At 66.2% G+C, this 20628-nt stretch carries 15 protein-coding genes; 5 read left to right on the top strand and 10 right to left on the bottom strand.

Annotated elements, in window-relative coordinates; genetic code table 11:
• Positions 1–11: 11 nt before the first annotated feature.
• The 5 genes from C0099_RS15645 to C0099_RS15625 form a co-directional block, all read right to left on the bottom strand.
• A complete protein-coding gene (locus tag C0099_RS15645; protein WP_102248289.1) occupies positions 12–2090 on the bottom strand; it encodes a type I restriction endonuclease subunit R in 2079 nt (692 codons plus the stop codon).
• Between the two features lie 91 nt (positions 2091–2181).
• On the bottom strand, positions 2182–3315 hold the full coding sequence (locus tag C0099_RS15640; protein WP_102248288.1) for a Fic family protein: 1134 nt from the start codon (positions 3313–3315) through the stop codon (positions 2182–2184).
• Between the two features lie 24 nt (positions 3316–3339).
• Positions 3340–3912 carry a nucleotidyltransferase domain-containing protein gene (locus C0099_RS15635; protein WP_228151608.1) on the bottom strand — a complete coding sequence of 191 codons (573 nt, stop codon included), beginning with the start codon at positions 3910–3912 and terminating at the stop codon, positions 3340–3342.
• Positions 3913–4004: 92 nt separating this feature from the next.
• The gene (locus C0099_RS15630; RefSeq protein ID WP_102248286.1) at positions 4005–4439 is read right to left on the bottom strand and encodes a TA system VapC family ribonuclease toxin; all 435 of its coding nucleotides are present in this window, start codon (positions 4437–4439) and stop codon (positions 4005–4007) included.
• On the bottom strand, positions 4436–4696 hold the full coding sequence (locus C0099_RS15625) for a DUF6364 family protein (RefSeq protein ID WP_102248285.1): 261 nt from the start codon (positions 4694–4696) through the stop codon (positions 4436–4438). Before C0099_RS15625 ends, C0099_RS15630 begins: the two co-directional genes overlap by 4 nt.
• Before the next feature lie 200 nt (positions 4697–4896).
• Between C0099_RS15625 and C0099_RS15620 the strand changes: the two genes are divergently transcribed.
• From C0099_RS15620 to C0099_RS15610, 3 genes are all read left to right on the top strand, one after another.
• The gene (locus tag C0099_RS15620) at positions 4897–5307 is read left to right on the top strand and encodes a GFA family protein (protein WP_102248284.1); all 411 of its coding nucleotides are present in this window, start codon (positions 4897–4899) and stop codon (positions 5305–5307) included.
• Positions 5308–5372: 65 nt separating this feature from the next.
• The gene (uvrA, locus tag C0099_RS15615) at positions 5373–10952 is read left to right on the top strand and encodes an excinuclease ABC subunit UvrA (protein ID WP_102248283.1); all 5580 of its coding nucleotides are present in this window, start codon (positions 5373–5375) and stop codon (positions 10950–10952) included.
• Positions 10949–11638, top strand: a complete 690-nt coding sequence (locus C0099_RS15610; RefSeq protein ID WP_102248282.1) for a cytochrome b/b6 domain-containing protein — start codon at positions 10949–10951, stop codon at positions 11636–11638. Before uvrA ends, C0099_RS15610 begins: the two co-directional genes overlap by 4 nt.
• Positions 11639–11698: 60 nt before the next feature.
• Here the strand turns inward: C0099_RS15610 and C0099_RS15605 are convergent, their stop codons facing one another.
• Positions 11699–12169 carry a c-type cytochrome gene (locus tag C0099_RS15605; protein ID WP_102248281.1) on the bottom strand — a complete coding sequence of 157 codons (471 nt, stop codon included), beginning with the start codon at positions 12167–12169 and terminating at the stop codon, positions 11699–11701.
• A gap of 189 nt (positions 12170–12358) precedes the next feature.
• Positions 12359–13819: a DegQ family serine endoprotease gene (locus C0099_RS15600; protein WP_102248280.1), complete on the bottom strand. Its 1461-nt coding sequence runs from the start codon at positions 13817–13819 to the stop codon at positions 12359–12361.
• Positions 13820–14040: 221 nt separating this feature from the next.
• Between C0099_RS15600 and C0099_RS15595 the strand changes: the two genes are divergently transcribed.
• Together C0099_RS15595 and C0099_RS15590 are read left to right on the top strand one after the other, a co-directional pair.
• Positions 14041–14982, top strand: a complete 942-nt coding sequence (locus C0099_RS15595; RefSeq protein ID WP_102248279.1) for a hydrogen peroxide-inducible genes activator — start codon at positions 14041–14043, stop codon at positions 14980–14982.
• Between the two features lie 119 nt (positions 14983–15101).
• Positions 15102–15575 (top strand): Dps family protein, encoded by a 474-nt coding sequence (locus C0099_RS15590; protein WP_102248278.1) that lies wholly within the window; start codon positions 15102–15104, stop codon positions 15573–15575.
• Positions 15576–15681: 106 nt separating this feature from the next.
• Here C0099_RS15590 and ltrA read toward each other — a convergent pair whose 3' ends face one another.
• The 3 genes from ltrA to C0099_RS15570 all read right to left on the bottom strand — a co-directional run bounded on the left by ltrA (position 15682) and on the right by C0099_RS15570 (position 20616).
• Positions 15682–17052, bottom strand: coding sequence for a group II intron reverse transcriptase/maturase (gene ltrA, locus C0099_RS15585; protein ID WP_102246237.1), 1371 nt, complete (start codon positions 17050–17052; stop codon positions 15682–15684).
• A gap of 431 nt (positions 17053–17483) precedes the next feature.
• Positions 17484–20000, bottom strand: coding sequence for a DNA topoisomerase III (locus C0099_RS15575; RefSeq protein WP_102248277.1), 2517 nt, complete (start codon positions 19998–20000; stop codon positions 17484–17486).
• A 151-nt stretch (positions 20001–20151) separates the two neighbouring features.
• The gene (locus C0099_RS15570) at positions 20152–20616 is read right to left on the bottom strand and encodes a DUF494 family protein (protein ID WP_102248276.1); all 465 of its coding nucleotides are present in this window, start codon (positions 20614–20616) and stop codon (positions 20152–20154) included.
• Positions 20617–20628 lie beyond the last annotated feature (12 nt).

Genomic DNA, 20628 nt, shown 5'->3' with positions numbered 1-20628 from the left:
CCGCCTTGGGCTCAGCCGGCGAAGGCCGGTTCCCACGCCTCGCCCATCGCGCGTGCCTGTTCCAGCACCGTCTCGATGGCGGTGGCCTGCTGGTCCGGCGGGTACTTGTACTTGCGCAGAATGCGTTTGACCATCAGGCGCAGCTTGGCGCGCACGCTCTCACGCTGGTGCCAGTCCACACCCAGATTGCGGCGCAGGTTCTCGGTCAGCTCGTGCGCGATCTTCTTCAGCGTTTCGTCGTTCAGTTCGCGCACGGCCGATTCGTTGTCGGCCAACGCGTCGTAGAAGCGCAGCTCGTCCTCGTTCAGCCCCAGCTGCTCGCCGCGCGTCGAGGCCTCGCGGAAGCGGTGCGCCATCTCGATCAGTTCTTCAATCACCTGGGCCGTCTCGATGGCGCGGTTCTGGTAGCGGCGCACCACGTCGGCGAGCAGTTCCGAGAACTTGCGTCGCTGCACCACGTTGGCCGAGAAGCGGCTCTTGATCTCGCCTTCCAGCAACCGTTCAAGCAGTTCCACCGCCAGATTACGCTCGGGCAGGTTGCGCACCTCGGCCAGAAAGGCCTCGTCGAGAATGCCGATGTCGGGCTTGTCCAGGCCCACCGCCTGAAACACATCCACCACCTCACCCGACACCACCGCCGAGCCGATGATCTGGCGCACGGCAGCTTCGCGCGCCTCGTCGCTGCGCTTCTTCGCGCTCAGGTCGCGCTTGGTCAGCACCACCTTCACTGCCTGCAGAAAGGCCACCTCCTCGCGCACCGCCTTGGCTTCGTCCAGCGTGCTGCACAGCGAGTACGCGCGGGTCAGCGCCAGCGCGGCATCGGCGAAGCGCTGCTTGCCGTCCTTCAGGCCCAACACATGGTTGGCCGCACCCGCCAGCCGGCGGTGGCCGGCCTGCGCGTAATCGCTCCAGTCGTAGCCGTGCAGCATGCCGCGCAGCACGTCGAGCTTTTCCTCGGCCACCGCCCAGGCTTCGGCGGCATCCACGGTGGGGCGGCCACGGCCGTGGCTGGCGGTGTAATCCTTCAGCGCCGCCTTCAGCTCGTTGGCGATGCCGATGTAGTCCACCACCAGCCCGCCCTGCTTGTCGCGGAACACGCGGTTCACGCGCGCAATGGCCTGCATCAGGTTATGGCCCTTCATCGGTTTGTCGATGTACAGCGTATGCACGCAGGGGGCGTCGAAGCCGGTCAGCCACATGTCGCGCACGATCACCAGCCGCAGCGGGTCGGCCGGGTCCTTGAAGCGCTTCTCAAGCCGTTTCTTCACCTGTGCGCTGTAGATATGCGGGCGCAGCAGGGCGCGGTCACTGGCCGAGCCGGTCATCACGATCTTGATCGCGCCTTTCTCCGCGTCGGGGTCGTGCCAGTCCGGGCGCAGCTTGACGATCTCGTCGTACAGATGCACGCAGATGTCGCGGCTCATCGCCACCACCATGGCCTTGCCCTGCATCACCGCGTTGCGTTCCTCGAAATGGCGCACCAGATCCGCTGCCACGCTGGCAATGCGGGGGCCAGCGCCGACGATGCGTTCCAACGCGGCCCAGCGGCTCTTGAGTCGGGCCTGCTGGGTTTCCTCCTCGTCCTCGGCCAGCTCGTCCACATCGGTGTTGATCTGCGGCAGCGCGGTTTCGTCCAGCGACAGCTTGGCCAGCTGCGACTCGAAGTAGATCGGCACCGTGGCGCCGTCCTCCTGCGCCTGCTGCATGTCGTAGATGTGGATGTAGTCGCCGAACACCGCGCCCGCGTCTGCCCAGTCGATCAGCCGCGCGAAGTCGCCACGCGTCTCGCCATCGCGCGACACTTCCACCGGCACGCCGGTGATCAGCAACTGGTGAAAGCGCCGGTTCGCCGCCAGTAGCGCCGGATGGCCCAGGTCCAGCACCTGCCGCAAGGCATCCTCGCGCGCAGCGGCCGGCAACTGCGGGTTCAGCCGCGCCAGCGCCGCGCGCAGCCGCTCCACCAGCACCACCTCGTGATACGCCCGCTCCGGCCGCTCGCCATCGGGCGCGATCTCCGGCCCGTGCAGCGGCGTGTAACCGACTTTCGCCAGCCAGCCGAGGGCTTCCTGTTCGAGTTGGTCTTCGGTCACCGGCGTCGGATGCTCCGTCTCAAAAGTGGAAGAAAGTTAAGCAGGCTTTCTTTAACTTGGAAAATCCTTAGTTAAATTTGAAGCCCGAAACTTAACTAAGAAAAAGTTTTAAGTAAGTTTCGAAGGCAAAAACACGGTTTCGAGCATAGCCGGTCAGTTCTTGCAGGATGCCCATCCTCACGAAGTCTCCAACCAACATGTTGGCGGTTGGCGAGCTGATGTGCAGGGCCGTGCTGATCTGGGGCACGGTTACCACTGGACGGCGGTAGAGCAAACGTAGCAGCGCAAGCCCGTTTTTTCCCCTGCGCCCAAGCTCATGCATTCGCGCCTCTTCCTTCATGCGCAGGGCCAGCACGTGCTGGTAGGTATCGCGTCCCTTGCGCGCCGTTTCGGCGACCCCAGTGAGGAAGAAGCGAATCCAGTGATTCATGTCACCCGACGTGCGCACCGCCATCAGCGCGTCGTAATAGCTGGCGCGGTTGCGCTCGAAAAAGTCCGAGAGGTAGAGCGCGGGTTTTTCGAGCATGCCCTTGCTGACCAGATAAAGCGTGATCAGCAAGCGGCCGATACGCCCGTTGCCGTCGCAGAACGGGTGAATCGTTTCGAACTGGTAGTGGCTGATCGCGATGCGGATCAAGTCGGGCACCTGGATGGCGTCGTTGTGCCAGAACTTCTCCAGGTCGCTCATGAGATCGGGCACTTCCGAAGGATGAGGTGGCACGAACGCAGCATCCTTCAGGCCGGAACCGCCAATCCAGTTCTGAGAGGTGCGGAATTCCCCCGGCATCTTGTGCTCACCCCGCACGCCACGCATCAGGATCGCATGCGTCTCACGCAGCAGTCGGTTCGACAGTGGCAGTGCTTCCAGTTCGGTGATGGCGGTGTTGATCGCATCAATGTAGTTGCGCACTTGGCGCCAGTCGTCACGCTTCTCAGGAGCGATCAGTTCCTCGCTCATCAGCGCCTCGTCCATCGCCGTCTGCGTACCCTCGATGCGACTGGACTGGTTCGCTTCCTTCGCAATGTGCATCTCGATGAACAAATCAATGTCCGGAACGATCAGCGAGAACGCGTTCAACTCGCCCAGCGCGCGGGTCGCCTGTTCAAACAGTGTGTTGATGCGTGCATCCTCCCAGCGCCACTCGACGTTAACGGGCACCGGAGAGAAGCTCTTGTACTGATACTGCTGGCGCCAGACGCCGGGTTCGAAGCCCTCGAACTTCATCGCAGCACCCCATCCGTTTGGAAACTATCCAACAAGCCCATCTTCGGCCCCCAGAACCAACAGTCGCGGATTCGCCCATACCTCGCGCAGCAGGGCATCCCCTTCTGCCATGCGCCTTGCAAGCTCGTCCGCTCGTACCACCACCGGGTTGATCTCCCGCCCGATGATTTCCTGCGCCGGATACAGCGCCGTCACCACTTCCGAGAAACCGGCCTCACCCACCACCAGCACATCCACATCGCTCCCCGCCTGCTCCGCGCCGCGCGCGACCGAGCCGAACACCAGCGCCAGTTGCAGTCTGGCGCGCAGTGGCGCCAGCGCATCCGCCAGCACATCCACCAGACCGGTCGTCTTGCGAAACAAGCCGGCCAGCTCGGGAAAGATCGGGCAGTTGCGGTTCGCGCGGTAGCGCACCTGGTTGCCCTGCTCCTCGCGCAACAGCAAGCCGGCCTGCGCCAGCTTCGCCAGCTCTTTATGCAGCGTGCCGGCGTTGGTGCCGGTCAGCCGCGCGACTTCCCGCACGTGATACGCCTCGTCCGGGTGCAGCAGCAGCAAGCCCAGTGCCTTCTGGCGATAGTGGCCGAACAGCAGTTCCATCAGCATCTGTAGCCCTTTTAGCTACGAACGTAGTCATAAAAGCTACGAAATACAAGTTCAACTACGATGTCATATGCCCTGGCCCGTTTGGGTCAGCATTTCAGCACCGTGACCATGCTCGGCTTGAGCAACTTGCGAAACCCCTTGTCGAAGGTCACCAGATGCAGGTGGTGGTGTTGCGCGGCAGCGGCGATCCAGGCGTCGGGAATGGCGTTGCCGGTCAGGCCCAGCCGGGCGCACAGCGCGGTGAAATGGGCCCACTCCTCGCCGAGCGGCAGCATGCCCACGCCGGGCGCGCTCAACACGGCGTCCAGAAACTCCTGTGCCGCGGGCAGCGGCGTGGGCTGCACGAACACGCGGGGGTGGGTGACCAGCCGCAGAAAGCCCGAGGCCACCATGGGCAGGACCACCAGCGGTGCTGTGGCCGAGCCATTCGAAAGGGCTTCCTCCAGCCAGTGCAGCGCCGGCGTGTGATGCGGATGATCCTGTCTGGAAGCGGCTACGAGGACGTTGACGTCGGGCGTCACTGCGCACCGTCCAGCGCGTCGATCACGTCGAGAATCGCCCGGTGGCTGCGCGCATCACGGATGGCCGGCTGCAGCCCGCCCTCGCCGGAGAATACCGGCAGTCGCACGGGCTCGCCCGCCGCGGCGGGCTTGCCAGCGTTGCGCAGACGGCTGGCCAGCCCTTCCTCGATCAGGCGCGTCAGGCTGGTTTGCTCGCGCGCGGCCAGCTGCCGGGCTTGCCTGAGCAGGTTGTCGTCGATGTCGAGCGTGGTACGCATAGCCGCCTTACGATGCAGATTTCTGCATCTATTATAGGCGATCACTCACTGACTGCCACTGCTTTGCCCGAGCGCTGCGCGCAGCGAATCTGGCTACGAACGAAGTCGGGGGAGCTACATCATGGGGAGCGGGCTATTGCGCCCGTCGTTCAACGGTGTACGTTCCCATGAACGAGGCTTGATGTCGGGAGGGACAGGAAATGGAAGTTTCCGGTGAGTGCATGTGCGGCAGCGTGAAGCTGCGCGCGACGGTGAAGGACGCGGTGTACGGTGCCTGCCACTGCGGCATCTGCCGCAAGTGGGGCGGCGGACCCTTGCTGGCGGTGGAGTGCTCGCAGGCGCCGACCATCGAGGGCGGGGAGCACATCCGTACCTATGACTCGTCGGAGTGGGCGGAGCGCGGGTTCTGCGGCAACTGCGGCACGCATCTGTTCTACCGCCTGAAGGGCGAGAACTTCTACGCGCTGCTGCTGGGCTTGCTCGACGAGGGCGACTGGCAGTTCACGCACCAGGTGTTCATCGATGAGAAGCCGGCGCATTACGCGTTTGCGAACCAGACGCACGATCTGACCGGGGCGGAGGTGTTTGCCCAATTCGGGGCGCAGGAGTAAAGCCGGGGAACCCGCCGCCGGGCGATAGAATCAGACTCCGCTTCCATCCCCTGCCCGGCGACTCCATGACCGACTCCATCCGCATCCGCGGTGCACGCCAGAACAACCTGTGCAACCTCTCGCTCGACATCGCGCTCAACGAGCTGACGGTAGTCACCGGGGTATCGGGCTCGGGCAAGTCGTCGCTGGTGTTCGACACGCTGTACGCCGAAGGGCAGCGGCGCTACGTCGAGACCTTCTCGCCGTACGCGCGGCAGTTTCTCGACCGCCAGGACAAGCCGCAGGTGGATCGCATCGAGGGTGTGCCGCCGGCGATTGCCATCGACCAGACCAACCCGGTGCGCAGTTCGCGCTCGACGGTCGGCACCATGACCGAGCTGGCCGACCACTTCAAGCTGCTGTATGCGCGGGCCGCGAAGCTGCATTGCCGGGGCTGCGGCTGCGAGGTGCGGCGCGACGATCCGGAGAGCATCCTGCGCACGCTGGCCGAGCGCACGGCCGAGAACGATCCGCGGCTGGTGCTGAGCTTTCCGGTGCCGGTGCCGCACAATTTTTCCGAAGCCGAGGTCGAAGAGCTGCTCGCCGCGCAGGGTTACACCCGCATCCAGTCGCGCGAATCGGCTGCGGACGGCGACGTGCTGCACGTGGTGCAGGACCGCCTGCGCTTCTCGAAGGCCGAACCCGCGCGCGTGGCCGAGGCCATCGAGGCTGCGCTGCTACGCGGCAAGGGGCGAATGAGCGCGCACGCCGAGGACGCCACTTGGCGCTTCTCCACCGACCTGCACTGCGCCGATTGCGACATCCACTACGCCGACCCCACGCCGGGGCTGTTCTCGTTCAATTCGCCGATCGGCGCCTGCGAGACCTGCCGCGGTTTCGGCCGCGTGATCGGCGTGGATTTCGGGCTGGTCGTGCCGGACGAGTCGAAGACGCTGCGCGAAGGCGCCGTGAAGCCCTGGCAGTCCAAGAGCTACGCCGAGTGCCAGGACGACATGGTGAAGATGGCGCCGAAGTACGGCGTGCCGCTCGACGTGCCCTTCGGCGAGCTGTCGCCGGAGCACCGGCGCTGGGTGCTGGAGGGCGACGAGACCTGGAAGAGCTGGAAATCCTCGTGGCCGAAGAAGTGGTACGGCGTGCGCCATTTCTTCGACTGGCTGGAGACCAAGGCCTACAAGATGCACATCCGCGTGCTGCTGTCACGCTATCGCAGCTACACGGAATGCCCGGCCTGCCACGGCGCGCGGCTCAAGCCCGAGGCGCTGCTGTGGCGCCTGGGCGGCAAGGGCGAGAACAGCGCCGCCATCCATCAGCTCATGGCCAGGCCGATCGCTCGCGTGCGCGAGTTCGTCGACGGGCTGGAACTGCCCAAGCCGCTGGACGAAGCCACCGAGTTGCTGCTCGGCGAGGTGCGCAGCCGGCTCGACTACCTCGACCGCGTCGGGCTCGCCTATCTGACCCTCGACCGCCAGTCGCGCACGCTCTCCGGCGGCGAGGTGCAGCGCATCAACCTGACGACGGCGCTGGGCACCTCGCTGGTGAACACCTTGTTCGTGCTCGACGAGCCCAGCATCGGCCTGCACCCGCGCGACATCGACCGCATCCTCGGCGTGATGACGCGGCTGCGCGACGCCGGCAACACGCTGGTAGTGGTCGAGCACGACCCGCAGATCATGTTTGCCGCCGACCGCCTGCTCGACATCGGCCCCGGCCCCGGCGAGCGCGGCGGCGAGATCGTGGCCTACGCCACGCCGGCCGAAGTCGCGGCCGATCCGGCCTCGCCCACCGGCGCCTATCTGGCCGGGCGCGAGCGCGTCGATACCGGCCGCGTTTCGCGCCCGGTGGCCGACGACGGCCCGGTGCTGACCCTGCGCGGTGCGCGCCTGCACAACCTGCGCGGCATCGATGTGCGCATTCCGCTGGGCCATCTGGTGTGCGTGTCCGGCGTGTCCGGCTCGGGCAAGTCCTCGCTGATCCAGGACGTGCTCTACCCTGCGCTGGCGCGCCGTTTCGGCGAGAGCGTGGCCTCCGAACTGCCGCCCGATGCGCTGGCCGGCATCGACGGTGCCGAACACCTGGCCGGCGTGGTGCTGGTCGACCAGTCGCCGATCGGCAAGAGCGCCCGTTCGATGCCGGTCAGCCACGTCGGGGCGTGGGACGCCATCCGCAAGCGCTTCGCCACGCTGCCGGAAGCCAAGGCGCGCGGCTACGCGCCCGGCACCTTCAGCTTCAACACCGGCACCGGACGTTGCCCGACCTGCACCGGCTCGGGCTTCGAGCATGTCGAGATGCAGTTCCTGTCGGATGTGTACCTGCGTTGCCCGGACTGCAACGGCAAGCGTTACCGCCCGGAAGTGCTGGAACTGGAATGGCGCGGGCATTCGGTGGCCGACGTGCTGGAGATGACGGTTTCCGAGGCGCTGGAATTCTTCGCCGGGGAGAAGGACGCGCTCGCCGCGCTGGCGCCGCTGGCCGATGTCGGTCTGGAATACCTGCGCCTGGGTCAGCCCGTGCCGACGCTGTCTGGCGGTGAGGCGCAGCGTTTGAAGCTGGCCGGCCATCTGGCCGCAGCCACCAGGCTGGCGGGCAGGAAATCGCGCAAGGGCGCGGGCGAACACCTGCTGTTCCTGTTCGACGAGCCGACCACCGGCCTGCATTTCTCGGACGTGGCGACCCTGCTCGGGGCCTTCGACAAGCTGCTCGACGCCGGACATTCGGTGGTGGTGATCGAGCACAACCTCGACGTGCTGCTGACGGCCGACTGGATCATCGATCTGGGGCTGGAAGGCGGTGAAGGCGGCGGCGAGGTGATCGCCACCGGTTCGCCTTCGGCCGTGATGGGCTGCCGCTTCTCGCACACTGCGCGGGCGATGCGCGAATACCGCGCGGCGCTTGCCGACGTCGGCGTGCCGAAGGCCGCCGAGGCGCCGCCACGCTATCGCGCCGTGCCTGCGCCGGCCATCGGCATACGCCACGCGCGCGAGCACAACCTGAAGAACGTCAGCCTCGAGATTCCGCGCGACAAGTTCACGGTGATCACCGGCCTGTCGGGTTCGGGCAAATCCACGCTGGCCTTCGACATCGTCTTCGGCGAGGGCCAGCGGCGCTATCTCGAGTCACTCAACGCCTACGCGCGCCAGTTCGTGCAGCCGGCCAGCCGGCCGGACGTCGACCACCTCACCGGCATTCCGCCCACGGTGGCCATCGAGCAGCGCGTGAGCCGCGGCGGGCGCAAGAGCACGGTCGGCACGCTGACCGAGATCCAGCCCTTCCTGCGCCTGCTCTACGTCAAGCTCGGCACGCAGTACTGCCCGGACTGCGAGGTGCCTGTGGTGCCGCAGAGCTTCGACGCGATTGCCGCGCAGATCGCCAGGGATTTCGCCGGCAAGTCGGTCGAGCTGCTGTCGCCGCTGGTGGTGAACCGCAAGGGCCTGTACACCGACCTGGCAAAATGGGCGCGCGGCAAGGGTTTCGAGCAGTTGCGCGTGGATGGTGAGTACCTGCCGACCACCAAGTGGCCGCGGTTGGATCGCTATCAGGAGCACAACATCGACCTGCCGGTGGGCATGCTGGTGGCGAAGGCCGACAGCGAGCCACGCCTGCGCGAGTTGCTCGAGACCGCGCTGGAGCATGGCAAGGGCGTGGTCAAGGTGCTGGAGCTGGGTGCCCTCAACGCAGCCCCCGTGACCTTCTCCACCAGGCGTGCCTGCCCGTGCTGCGGGACCAGCTTCCCCGAGTCCGACCCGCGGCTGTTCTCTTACAACGCCAAGCACGGCTGGTGCGCGAGCTGTTTCGGCACCGGGCTGAAGGTGAGCGGGCGCGTCGAAGACCCCAACGAACTCGATCTGGCCGAGGACGATCACGTTGCCGACGAGACCTGCCCGGCCTGCGAGGGTGCGCGTCTGAACCCGGTGGCGCGCGCCGTGCGCTTCCGCGATCTGGGCATTCACGAGCTTTCGTCGTTTGCCGTGGACAAGGTGGCCGGCTTCTTCGAGGCCATTGCACTGGCAGGCCGCGAAGTCGACATCGGCCGCGATCTGGTCGCGGAGATCCGTGGCCGGCTGGAATTCCTGCACAAGGTCGGGCTGGGCTATCTCGCGCTCGACCGTGGCGCGCCAACCTTGTCGGGCGGCGAGGCGCAGCGCATCCGCCTGGCCGCGCAGCTCGGCTCCAATCTGCGCGGCGTGTGCTACATCCTCGACGAGCCGACCATCGGCCTGCATCCGCGCGACAACCGCCTGCTGCTCGACACGCTCGAAGCGCTGCGCGACCGCGGCAATACCCTGCTGGTGGTCGAGCATGACGAAGACACCATCCGCCGCGCCGACCACGTCATCGACCTTGGCCCCGGTGCAGGCGCGCGCGGCGGCCACGTCACCGCAGAAGGCACGCTGGAAGACCTGATGGCCGCGCCGGAGTCCGCTACCGGCCGCTGCCTGCGTGCGCCGCTGTTGCATCCGATTCACCCGCAGCGCGAGGTGGCTGATGATCATCCGGCGCTGCTCGTGCGCGGCGCGAATCTGCACAACCTGAAGAACGTGGACGCGCGCGTGCCGCTGGGTCGGCTGACGGTGGTCACCGGCGTGTCGGGTTCGGGCAAGTCCACGCTGGCGCGCGACGTGTTGTTGGAGAACATGCGTCGGGTGTCGGGATTCGCCGCAGGCTCATCCCGACCTACGGGGCGTGACGTAGGTCGGGGCGAGCGCAGCGAGGGCCGACAAAGCATCGCGTGGAGCGGCTGCGCGGCCATCGACGGTTTCGAGCACGTCGGACGCGTGCTGGAAGTCGACCAGACGCCCATCGGCAAGACGCCGCGATCCTGCCCGGCGACCTATGTCGGTTTCTGGGACACCATCCGCAAGCTGTTTGCCGAGACCTTCGACGCGAAAACGCGCGGCTGGAACGCCTCGCGCTTCTCGTTCAACACCGGCGCGGGGCGCTGCCCGGTGTGTCAGGGCCAGGGCCAGGTCACGGTGGAGATGAACTTCCTGCCCGACGTGAAGCTGCCGTGCGAAGCCTGCGGCGGGCGTCGCTTCAACGTCGAGACGCTGGCGGTCGAATGGCGCGGCAAGTCGGCCGCCGACGTGCTGGACATGCCGGTGGACGAGGCCGTGGAGTTCTTCGCCGCGCATCCGTCGGTCGCCCATCCACTGAAGTTGCTGCAGGACGTCGGGTTGGGCTATCTCACGCTGGGCCAGCCCAGCCCGACGCTGTCGGGCGGCGAGGCGCAGCGCATCAAGCTGGTCACGGAGCTGGCCAAGGTGCGCGGCCGTGCCGGCGAGTCGGAAGCCACCGGCGGCCGCCCGCTGCCGCCCGAGAAGCATACGCTGTACGTGCTCGACGAGCCCACCGTGGGCCTGCACATGGCGGATGTGGAGAAGCTCATCCACGTGCTGCACCGGCTGGCGGATGCCGGCCACACGGTGCTGGTGATCGAGCACGACCTGGACGTGATGGCCGAGGCCGACTGGCTGATCGACCTCGGCCCCGAAGGCGGCGACGAAGGCGGCGAGATCGTCGCGCAGGGTCAGCCGGAAAACGTTTGCGGCATCGCGCGGTCGCATACTGCGACCATCCTCGGCGACTTCCTCGCGACGCGTCGGGCCGGGGCGAAACACCTCGATGACCGTTTGGAGAACGCACGATGAACGAACACCGGACCCGCGTCTGGGACATTCCGACACGACTTTTCCACTGGGCGCTGGCGGCGCTCGTGGTCGCTGCCGTCGTGTCGGTCAAGATCGGCGGCAATGCGATGGAATGGCACGGCCGCTTCGGCCACGCCATCCTCGGCCTGATCGTGTTCCGGCTGGTGTGGGGCGTGATCGGCTCGACTTACGCGCGCTTCGCGCATTTCGTGCGCGGTCCCGGTGCGATCCGCGAATACATGGCCGGGCGCTGGTCCGGCGTGGGGCACAATCCGCTCGGCGCGCTGTCGGTGGTGGCACTGCTCGCGGTGGTCACGTTTCAGTCGACCACCGGGCTGTTCTCGAACGACGACATCGCCTTTTCCGGGCCGCTCGCCGCCGCGGTGTCCTCGGACACCAGCACGTGGCTGAGCGGCTGGCACCGGCGCATGGAATGGGTCATCTATGGCCTCGTGGCGTTGCACGTCGCGGCGGTGCTGTTCTACGTGCTCTTCAGGCGCGAGGACATCGTCACACCGATGGTGACCGGCTACCGTGCGACGCGCGTGCCGCATCCGCCGGCGCGGGGGGGCGGCGTGGTCGCCTTCGTCGTCGCGCTGGCTCTGGCGGCCGGCACGGTGTGGGCGACCAGCGGCGTCTTCGTCGAGCCGCCCCCGCCTCCGCCGGCCAACACGCCGGCCTGGTAGCGCGCATGAAAAAGGCCGCCATGCGGCGGCCCCGAGTACGATGAGCGGACTGCGCGACGTTTATTCCTCGGCGCGGTAGTTGTCGTGACAGGCCTTGCACGCCTTGCCGACTTCCCCGAACTGCGCCTTGATCGCGCCCTGATCGCCGGCGGCCGCCACTTCCTGCAGCTTGTTCGCCTGCTGGACGAAGTTCACGGCGATCTCGCGCACCTTCTCCGGTTCCTCGAAGAACTCGGGCTTGAGGCGGGTTTCCTTCCAGCCGGTGCCCATGTCCGAGCCCTTCGGGTAGAGCGCGCCCATGCCCGAATTCGCGATCGCGGCGATCGCATTGGCGGCGGCGACGACCTGGGCCTGATCGTACGGCACCTTGCCGTCGACGACCTGGGCCTTGATCTTGCCCATGTTCCAGGACATGAAGGTGTAGCCGGATTGGCGATACTTGATCAGATCCTCGGTCGATTGGGCGAGGGCGAGGGTACTGGCGCCGACGGTGAGCGCGCCAAGCGCGGCGGCGATCAGGGTTTTGTGCATCGGTAACTCCTATGTTTTTGGTGGGTGGCAGCGACCCGCAGTCATGCCTCAGCCATCGCGCTGCGGATGCAGCGGAAAGACCGCGTCCGCTGCGATTGGTTCGAATCTATCCGAACTCGATCAGAAAAGACAAATGTTCACGGAGCCGGCCACGGGAGCCGCACTGCGCATCGTCACGCGAGTGGGCACTCAGTCGAGCGTCATCGGCACGAAGATCCGCCCGTCGCCGCGCTGGATCAGCAAGGCGAAGCGCTTGCCGGCAGTGTCGACGGCCTCGCGCAATTCGGTGACCGTGGTCACCGGGCGGTTGTTGAGCGCCAGCACGATGTCGCCGTGACGCAGTTCCGCGGCTGCGGCCGGCCCACCGGTGACCTCCTCGACGAACAGGCCACCGTCGAGGTCGAACTGTTCGCGCTCGGCCGGCTCGAGCGCACGCAGACGCATGCCGAGCTGCTCGATGCTGTCGCCCGGCTCGGACTTGGGCGGTTCCATGCTTCCCATGGCGCCGTCGGCGGGCATTTCATCGAGCGTGGCCTCGATCTCGATGTTGCGGCGATCGCGCCACACGTCCATGGTCACGCGGGTGCCGGGGCGCTGCTCGCCGATGATGCGCGGCAGTTCGGTCGATTCGTCGACGCGTCTGCCGTCCACCGCGGTGATGATGTCGCCGGGACGCAGACCGGCCTTCTCGGCGGCACTGCCCGGTTCGACGCGCGAAACCAGTGCGCCGTGGGGTTCGGCCAGGCCGAAGTTGTCGGCGAGTTCCTGATCCACGCCCTGGATGAGCACGCCCAGGCGACCACGTTGCACGCGGCCGAACTCGACGAGCTGATCCTTGACGCCGAGCGCGACGTCGATCGGGATCGCGAACGAGATGCCCATGAAACCGCCCGAGCGCGAGTAGATCTGCGCGTTGATGCCGATCACCTCGCCGGCCAGGTTGAACAGCGGGCCGCCCGAGTTGCCGGGGTTGATGGCGACGTCCGTCTGGATGAAGGGCACGTAGGTCTCGCTCGGCAGGCGGCGGGCCTTGGCCGAGATGATGCCGGCCGTCACCGTCGAGTCGAAGCCGAACGGCGAGCCGACCGCCACTACCCATTCGCCCACACGCGCCTGCTCGGGGTCGCCGAACTTGACGGTCGGCAACGCGTCCGCGTCGATCTTGAGGACGGCGATGTCGGTACGCGGATCGGTGCCGATGACCTCGGCGCGGAACTCGCGACGGTCGAGCAGACGCACCGTCACCTCGGTGTCGGCGCCACGCTCGCTGACCACGTGGGCGTTGGTCAGCACGTAGCCGTCGTCGCTGATGATGAAGCCCGAGCCGATGCCGCGGCTGATCTGCGGACCACGCTGCTGCGGGCCCTGCTGCGGCATGTCGGGCACCGGTACGCCGAAGCGGCGCAGCAGGTCGAACATCGGGTCATTGGGCCCGCCGGCGCCGGCCTGCTGGCGGCGCACCACGCTGATGTTGACCACCGCCGGAGACACCGCATCGACGAGGTCACCGAAGTCCGGCAGGCCGTAGCGGTTGGGCTTGACCAGGGTGTGGGCATCGGTCGCCGCCGCCAGGGTGGGCATGCCGGCGGCGAAGATCGCGCCGCTGGCGATGAAGATCGCGACGACACCGTTGACGAGGGTTTTGCGCATGGGTCGGATTCCTTTTCGCTGTTCGTGTTGATTCGTTCGGCCCGGAGTAGACGTCGCGGTCCACGGTCCGTTCCCGCGGCAAGTGCGACAGCTTCGCCGCATTTGCCCATGACCGCAATTGGGGGCGATGCACCGCGGTTTCCATCCCGGCTCGCGCAAGCTGTCGTATCCTTGGGCCAGCGGCCGCCGGCGAGGCGGTCGTGGAGCACGGAGCCTCTCACATGACCCTCACCGATCTTCGTTATCTGGTGGCTTTGGCGCGCGAACGCCATTTTGGCCGCGCAGCCGAGAAATGCCACGTCAGCCAGCCCACCCTGTCGGTCGCGATCAAGAAGGTCGAGGAGGAGCTGGGCGTGCAATTGTTCGAGCGCAGTGCCACCGAGGTCAAGATCACCGCGGTCGGCCAGCACATCGTCAACCAGGCCGAAAAGGTGCTCGTAGAGGCCGCGCTGATCCCCGAGATCGCCGCGGCCGGCAAGGACCCGCTGTCCGGGCCGCTCAAGGTCGGGGTGATCTACACCATCGGCCCCTATCTGCTGCCGCGCCTGATCCCGCTGATGCGCCAGCACGCGCCGAAGATGCCGCTGGTGATCCAGGAAAACTACACCACGGTACTCGTCGAGCAGCTCAAGAAGGGCGAACTCGATGTCGTCGTGCTCGCCCTGCCCCTCGAGGAAGCCGGCGTCGTCGCCCAGCCGCTCTATGACGAGCCCTTCCGCGTGCTGTTGCCGGCCGGTCACGAATGGGCGTCGGAGAAGGTCATCGACGCCGACCTGCTCGCCGACGAGCAACTGCTCTTGCTGGGTGCCGGAAACTGCTTTCGCGACCAGGTGCTGGAAGTGTGCCCGCAGTGCCGCAATGTCGGCGGCCTGCAGCGCACCCTCGAAGGCAGCTCGCTGGAGACCATCCGCTACATGGTCGCCACCGGCCTGGGTGTGACCGTGCTGCCCAGTTCCGCCGCCGATGACCTGCCCGACAACAACGCGATGGTCGCCGTGCGTCCGTTCGCCGCGCCCGAGCCCACGCGCCGCGTCGCGCTGGCCTGGCGCGTGACCTATCCGCGCAGCGGTGCGATCGACATTCTGCGCCGCGCCATCCTCGAGGCGAAGCTGCCCGGCGTGCGTCCGGTGGGCGGTCGCGCGCCGGTGGAGGAAGCCGCCTGAGTGCCATCAGGTTTCTTGATGAAACACACAGGGCTTTTCAATTGGCCTTGCCGCTTCCGCACCCATAACATGGTCTTGTCACCGGCCCGCCGGACCGTTTTTTTATCAAGGAGGAACGCATGGACATCGATATCGGCATCAACAAGAAGGACCGCGCGCAGATCGCGGGCGGACTGTCGCGCCTGCTCGCGGACAGCTACACGCTGTACCTGATGACGCACAACTTTCACTGGAACGTCTCGGGGCCGATGTTCCGGTCGCTTCACCTGATGTTCGAGGAGCAGTACACCGAACTCGCCATGGCGGTCGACACCATCGCCGAGCGCATCCGCTCTCTCGGTTTTCCGGCCCCCGGCACCTATGCCGAGTTCGCCAAGCTGACCAGCCTGAAGGAGCCCAAGGGCGTGCCGGCCGCGGACGAGATGATCCGCCAGCTGGTGAAGGGGCAGGAAGCCGTGATCAAGACCGCGCGTGGTCTGCTGCCGCTGGTGGATGCGGCCGACGACGAGCCCAGCGCCGATCTGCTGACGCAGCGCATGCAAGTGCATGAGAAGACCGCCTGGATGCTGCGCAGCCTGCTCGACGGCAAGTAATCGATCGTCGCTGCAAATCGGGATAGGGGCGGTCAGCTTACCTGACCGTTCCCCTCCCACACCACCCGGCATGCGGGTCCGCACCGGGCGGTTCGAGCAGTTGAGGTCATGAGAGCCGGGGCACTCCGATCCGGTCGAAGTAGGCGATAGGCATTGCCCGGTTCAGCGCCATGCGGCTGTTGCGCCACCAGCACCGACTGTTCGCGGCCACCTTGCGAGCGTCCGCCTCCGAAGCGCCCAGCGCTTTCAACTCCCGATACATCGTCGTACTCCGGCGCCAGTGCTTGAGCTGCACGGCACGCAGCCGGTGTCGAATCCACTCGTCGAGTCCGCGGAACACTTGCGGCGTCTGCGCGAGCTGGAAGTAGGCCTTCCAGCCCGGCATGTAAGTCCGGAGTTGTTCGGCGATCTCCGGCAGGCTACGCCCACCCGAGCGACGCGTCATTTGTCGGATGCGTTGCTTGAAGGTCTCTTTGGCCTTGTCCGCCACCTTGCATTTGACCTGACCGCCTCGGCCATACCAGAAGGCATAACCGAGAAACTTCCGGCCAGATGCGGGCGCGACGGCCGTCTTGGCCTCATTGACCTTCAGATGGAGTCGGTCGTAGAGCTTGCGCAGCCCGTCCAACACGCGTTCGCCCGCACGACGGCTGCGTACATATACGTTACAGTCGTCGGCGTAACGCACGAAGCGGTGACCGCGCTGTTCCAACTCCCGATCCACCTCGTCGAGCAGCACGTTGGCCAGCAGCGGCGACAATGGCCCGCCTTGCGGCGTGCCCTCGTAGCGTTCCATGACCACTCCACCCTCCATGATCCCGGCCACGAGGTAGCGACGAATCAGCCGTAGCACGGCTTTGTCGTTGATGCGCCTCGATAACCGTTCCATCAGGATGTCGTGATTGACCCGGTCGAAGAATTTCTCCAGATCCACATCGACCACCACCCGGTAGCCGTCCTGCACGTAGCGCTGTGCATCGAGCACCGCGTCATGCGCACGGCGTCCCGGTCGAAAGCCATAGCTATGTTCGGAGAACGTCGGATCAATCTTGCGCTGCAAGACTTGCAGCAGGGCTTGCTGGATCAGCCGATCCGTCACCGTCGGTATCCCCAATTCACGCACGCCCCCGTCGGGTTTCGGAATCTGGACACGGCGCACCGGCGCGGGCCGGTAGCTGCCGTCCAGTAACGTTTCCCGAATCCGGGGCCAGTGCGCTCTCAGGTAGTCCGCCGTCTCGGCAATCGACCGACCATCCACCCCTGCACTGCCGCGATTGGATTTGACGCGCTTCCACGCCGCCTCCATGTTCGCGCTCGCGAGCACCTGCGCAAGCAGGCCCTCTCGCCCCGGGCTTCCAGTTGCATGCCGCGCCGTCCGTGCTTCATCACGCATCGCCTCAAGCGCGGCTTCACCCCGCCCTCCCGCGTTGCGCCCCGCATGACCGGGCTTCTGATGCACTGCACGTTCGAGCGACATGGCCTTCGGCCCTCCTACTCGTTCGGCCCTTCGCCCCAGCACGGCAGCTACTACGGCCTCTGCTGACTTCTCGCTCCGGCTCGGCGCCGTCGCCCTTTCAGACACAAAGCGAGATCTCGCCAGGTAAGAACGCACTCCTTCGCTGCACAACCGCCGGATCTACGCCGCTTCGCCTTGATCACGAGAGCTTCGCGGTTTCATGCCCGCTCGCCCTGCTCGGCAGCGCCTTCTATCCGATTCTTGTTCATCGGCTCGCAGCTTATGCTCCACGCTTCCTCCCCACACTCGGTCACCCTCATGCAGTTGCGCTTCACTTCGTTCGCTGTGATCAACTTACGGCGGGACTCGCACCCGCAGGAGTGCGCCCATGCTGGGCGCACATGAAAAGGCCTTGCCGGTGACGGCAAGGCCTTTCGCATGGGTGAGGCCGCTCAGGCCTTGGCCGTGCGCTTCTTCTTCGTCGGCGCTGCGTCCTTGTCGTCGTCCTTGGCAGCGTCCTTCGCCCCGGCCTTGGGTTTCTTCGCCTCGAATTCGAAACCGACCTTGCCGTCCTTGCCGCGCACCAGGAAGGCAGAGAACTTGCGCCGCGTGCGCGCCGACACGAAGCCCTTGAGCAGTTCGGTGCGCCCCTCTGCGAGCAGCTTCTCCATCTGTTCGCGCTCGACCGGCTGCTGCAGGATGATCTTGCCCGAGCGGAAATCGCAGCTCTTGTCCGGACCCACGGACTTCTCGCAGACGTAGGCCATGCCGTGTTCGAACACGCGCGCCTGGCACTTCGGGCAGGGGCCGAGCGGCTGCTGGTCGGAAAAGTCGGGGGCCTCTTCCTCGCCGTCCTTGGGCTGGCCGAAGTCGAATTCCGGCTGCTTTTCCTCGTTGAGGCGGATCTCGGCGTTGAACAGCCGGCCCATCTTGCTGCGAAAACCCATCAGCGGGCCGACGCGCCCGGTCGACAGCAGCGTCTCGATCTCGTCGATCTCGAACTGGCGCCCGGCGACGATCTTCCACGCGCTCCAGTCGCAGGCCTGGCAGGCGAACTTCTTGTAGTTCTCGCGCACCACGCCGCCGCACTTCGGGCACGGCGTCTTGAGCGTCGCGAAGTCGCCTGGCACGGTGTCCGACTCGTAGCTCTTGGCCTTGTCGACCATGTCGCGCGCCATCTCGGCGATCTCGGCCATGAAGGCCTCACGCGAGAGTTCACCGCGCTCCATGCGCGCGAGCTTGTGCTCCCAGCCGCCAGTCAGTTCCGGCGAGGTCAGCGCATTGACGCCCAGACCCTTGAGCAGCGTGATCAGCGAGAAGGCCTTGGCCGTGGGAATCAGTTCGCGGCCCTCGCGGTGCAGATAGCGCTCGCTGAGCAGGCCTTCGATGATCTGCGCGCGCGTGGCCGGCGTGCCCAGGCCGCGATCGCTCATCGCCGCGCGCAGTTCCTCGTCATCGACCATCTTGCCCGCGCCTTCCATGGCCGAGAGCAGGGTGGCTTCGTTGTAGCGCGCCGGCGGCTTGGTCTGCAGCGCCTTGACGACGATGTCTTCGGTGGCGACGCGTTCGTGATCATCGACCGGCACCAGGTCGCCTTCCTCGCCGGCCGCTTCCTTGCCGTAGATGGCGAGCCAGCCCGGCTTGACCAGCACCTTGCCCTCGGTCTTGAAGGCCTCGTCGGCCACGCGCGTGATGCGGGTGGTGATGCGGTGCTCGGCGGCCGGGTAGAACACCGCCAGGAAACGCTTCACGACCAGGTCATAGAGCTTCTGCTCGGGCTCGGACAGGTTCTTGGGTTGCGCGCCGGTGGGCACGATGGCGAAGTGATCCGAGATCTTGGCGTTGTTGAAGATGCGCTTGTTGGGGCGCACCCAGTCGTTCTTCGTGATCTCGTTGGCGAACGGCGCGTAGGCCTGGGGCAGATCGCGCATCACGTCCTTGACGGTCTGCACGTAGTCCTCGGGCAGTGCGCGCGCATCGGTACGCGGATAGGTGAGTACCTTGTGGCGCTCGTACAGCGCCTGCGCGATCTGCAGCGTGGCGCGCGCGGAAAAGCCGAAGCGGCCGTTGGCGTCGCGCTGCAGGCTGGTCAGGTCGAACAGCAGCGGCGACTGCTGGGTCGAGGGCTTGGCTTCCTCGGTGACTTCGCCCGGCTGACCCTCGCATTTGGCGCGTAGCGCTTCGGCGCGTTCCTGTTCCCACAGGCGGAAGGCGGTGGCGTGCTCGTCGCCCTCGGGGCGCTTGAATCCCTCGTCGAACCAGCGGCCGGTGTAGCTGCCGGCCTTGCAGGCGAATTCGGCTTCGAGTTCCCAGTAATCGCGCGACTTGAACTTGCGGATGCGGTTCTCGCGCTCGACGACGATGGCCAGCGTCGGCGTCTGCACGCGCCCCACGGTGGTCAGGTGGAAGCCGCCGCTCTTGGAGTTGAAGGCGGTCATCGCACGCGTGCCGTTGATGCCCACCAGCCAGTCCGATTCGGCCCGGCACACGGCGGCCGAGCGCAGGCCTTCGACCTCTTCGGCCGATCGCAGCTGTTCGAAGCCGCTGCGGATCGCCGCCGGCGTCATCGACTGCAACCACAGCCGGCTGACCGGCTTCTTGGTCTTGGCGTGTTCGACGATGAAGTTGAAGATCAACTCGCCTTCGCGCCCCGCGTCGCAGGCGTTGATCAGGGCGTCGACGTCCTTGCGCTTGATCAGGCGGGTGAGCAGCCTGAGGCGGTCGGCGCTCTTGTCGATGGGCTTGAGCGCGAAGTGCGGCGGGATCACCGGCAGGTGCGCGAAGGTCCATTTGCCGCGCTTGACCTCGAATTCCTCGGGTACGGCCAGTTCCAGCAGGTGGCCGACCGCCGACGACAGTACATAGTCGTCCGACTCGAAGTAGTCCTTCTCCCGCGTGAATCCGCCGAGCGCGCGGGCGATGTCCTGCGCGACCGAGGGTTTCTCCGCGATGATCAGTTGCTTGCCCATGCCGTGGATGTCCGTGCAGGCGTGAAAACCGCCCGTTCAAAAGTGTCGAAGCCACCGTGATCGGTGGCTCATGTGCGGCGCATGATAAGCAGGCCGCTTCGACGCATGCAAGGGAATTGCGGAAATCGCCTGTTCTGGCGACTCCCCCCGTTCACTGCAGGGATGCGTCGTCGAAGGCTTCGTCGCCGGCCAGCAGCTCGTCGAGAATCAGCACGTCGAGCGGGATCTCCTGCTGCCACAACACCATCAGCACGATGATCTTGAGCCGGTGCAGGTCGAGCCGGAAGCCGTCGAGTGCGAGTGCGCGGCCGACGATGAGCTCGCGCGTGGCCGCGTCGATCGCGCCACCGGTCTCGAGAAAGGCGAGGAAGCCGCGGCATTCGACATCCAGGCGCGAGGCCTCGTCGGCGGTGTAGATGCGCAGCGAGTCGGCCTGCGGTTCGCGCAGCAGCGGCTGCGTGGCCACTTCGCGCAGTTCGGTCAGCCAGTGCAGGGCTTCCGAGATCTCGTCGTCGTCGAAGCCGGCTTCGGCGAGGGTGCCGGCCAGCGCTTCGCCGCCGACCCAGGATTCGGGATGGAGATCGTTTTCAAACAGATAGACGAGGATGTCGAACATGGGAACCGCTTG

Origin of the sequence: Pseudazoarcus pumilus (assembly GCF_002872475.1) — a bacterium.
Taxonomy (GTDB): Bacteria; Pseudomonadota; Gammaproteobacteria; order Burkholderiales; family Rhodocyclaceae; genus Pseudazoarcus; species Pseudazoarcus pumilus.
The sequence above is the reverse complement of the archived record's forward strand: the minus strand, read 5'-3'. Positions and strand labels throughout refer to the sequence as shown.

Bases quoted from the DNA above. Each gene is read 5' to 3' on its own strand.
- C0099_RS15610 (WP_102248282.1), top strand. From the start codon at position 10,949: ATGAACGAACACCGGACCCGCGTCTGGGACATTCCGACACGACTTTTC.
- C0099_RS15620 (WP_102248284.1), top strand. From the start codon at position 4,897: ATGGAAGTTTCCGGTGAGTGCATGTGCGGCAGCGTGAAGCTGCGCGCG.
- C0099_RS15570 (WP_102248276.1), bottom strand. From the start codon at position 20,616: ATGTTCGACATCCTCGTCTATCTGTTTGAAAACGATCTCCATCCCGAA.
- C0099_RS15600 (WP_102248280.1), bottom strand. From the start codon at position 13,819: ATGCGCAAAACCCTCGTCAACGGTGTCGTCGCGATCTTCATCGCCAGC.
- C0099_RS15635 (WP_228151608.1), bottom strand. From the start codon at position 3,912: ATGGAACTGCTGTTCGGCCACTATCGCCAGAAGGCACTGGGCTTGCTG.
- ltrA (WP_102246237.1), bottom strand. From the start codon at position 17,052: ATGTCGCTCGAACGTGCAGTGCATCAGAAGCCCGGTCATGCGGGGCGC.
- C0099_RS15640 (WP_102248288.1), bottom strand. From the start codon at position 3,315: ATGAAGTTCGAGGGCTTCGAACCCGGCGTCTGGCGCCAGCAGTATCAG.
- C0099_RS15625 (WP_102248285.1), bottom strand. From the start codon at position 4,696: ATGCGTACCACGCTCGACATCGACGACAACCTGCTCAGGCAAGCCCGG.
- uvrA (WP_102248283.1), top strand. From the start codon at position 5,373: ATGACCGACTCCATCCGCATCCGCGGTGCACGCCAGAACAACCTGTGC.
- C0099_RS15575 (WP_102248277.1), bottom strand. From the start codon at position 20,000: ATGGGCAAGCAACTGATCATCGCGGAGAAACCCTCGGTCGCGCAGGAC.
- C0099_RS15605 (WP_102248281.1), bottom strand. From the start codon at position 12,169: ATGCACAAAACCCTGATCGCCGCCGCGCTTGGCGCGCTCACCGTCGGC.
- C0099_RS15590 (WP_102248278.1), top strand. From the start codon at position 15,102: ATGGACATCGATATCGGCATCAACAAGAAGGACCGCGCGCAGATCGCG.
- C0099_RS15595 (WP_102248279.1), top strand. From the start codon at position 14,041: ATGACCCTCACCGATCTTCGTTATCTGGTGGCTTTGGCGCGCGAACGC.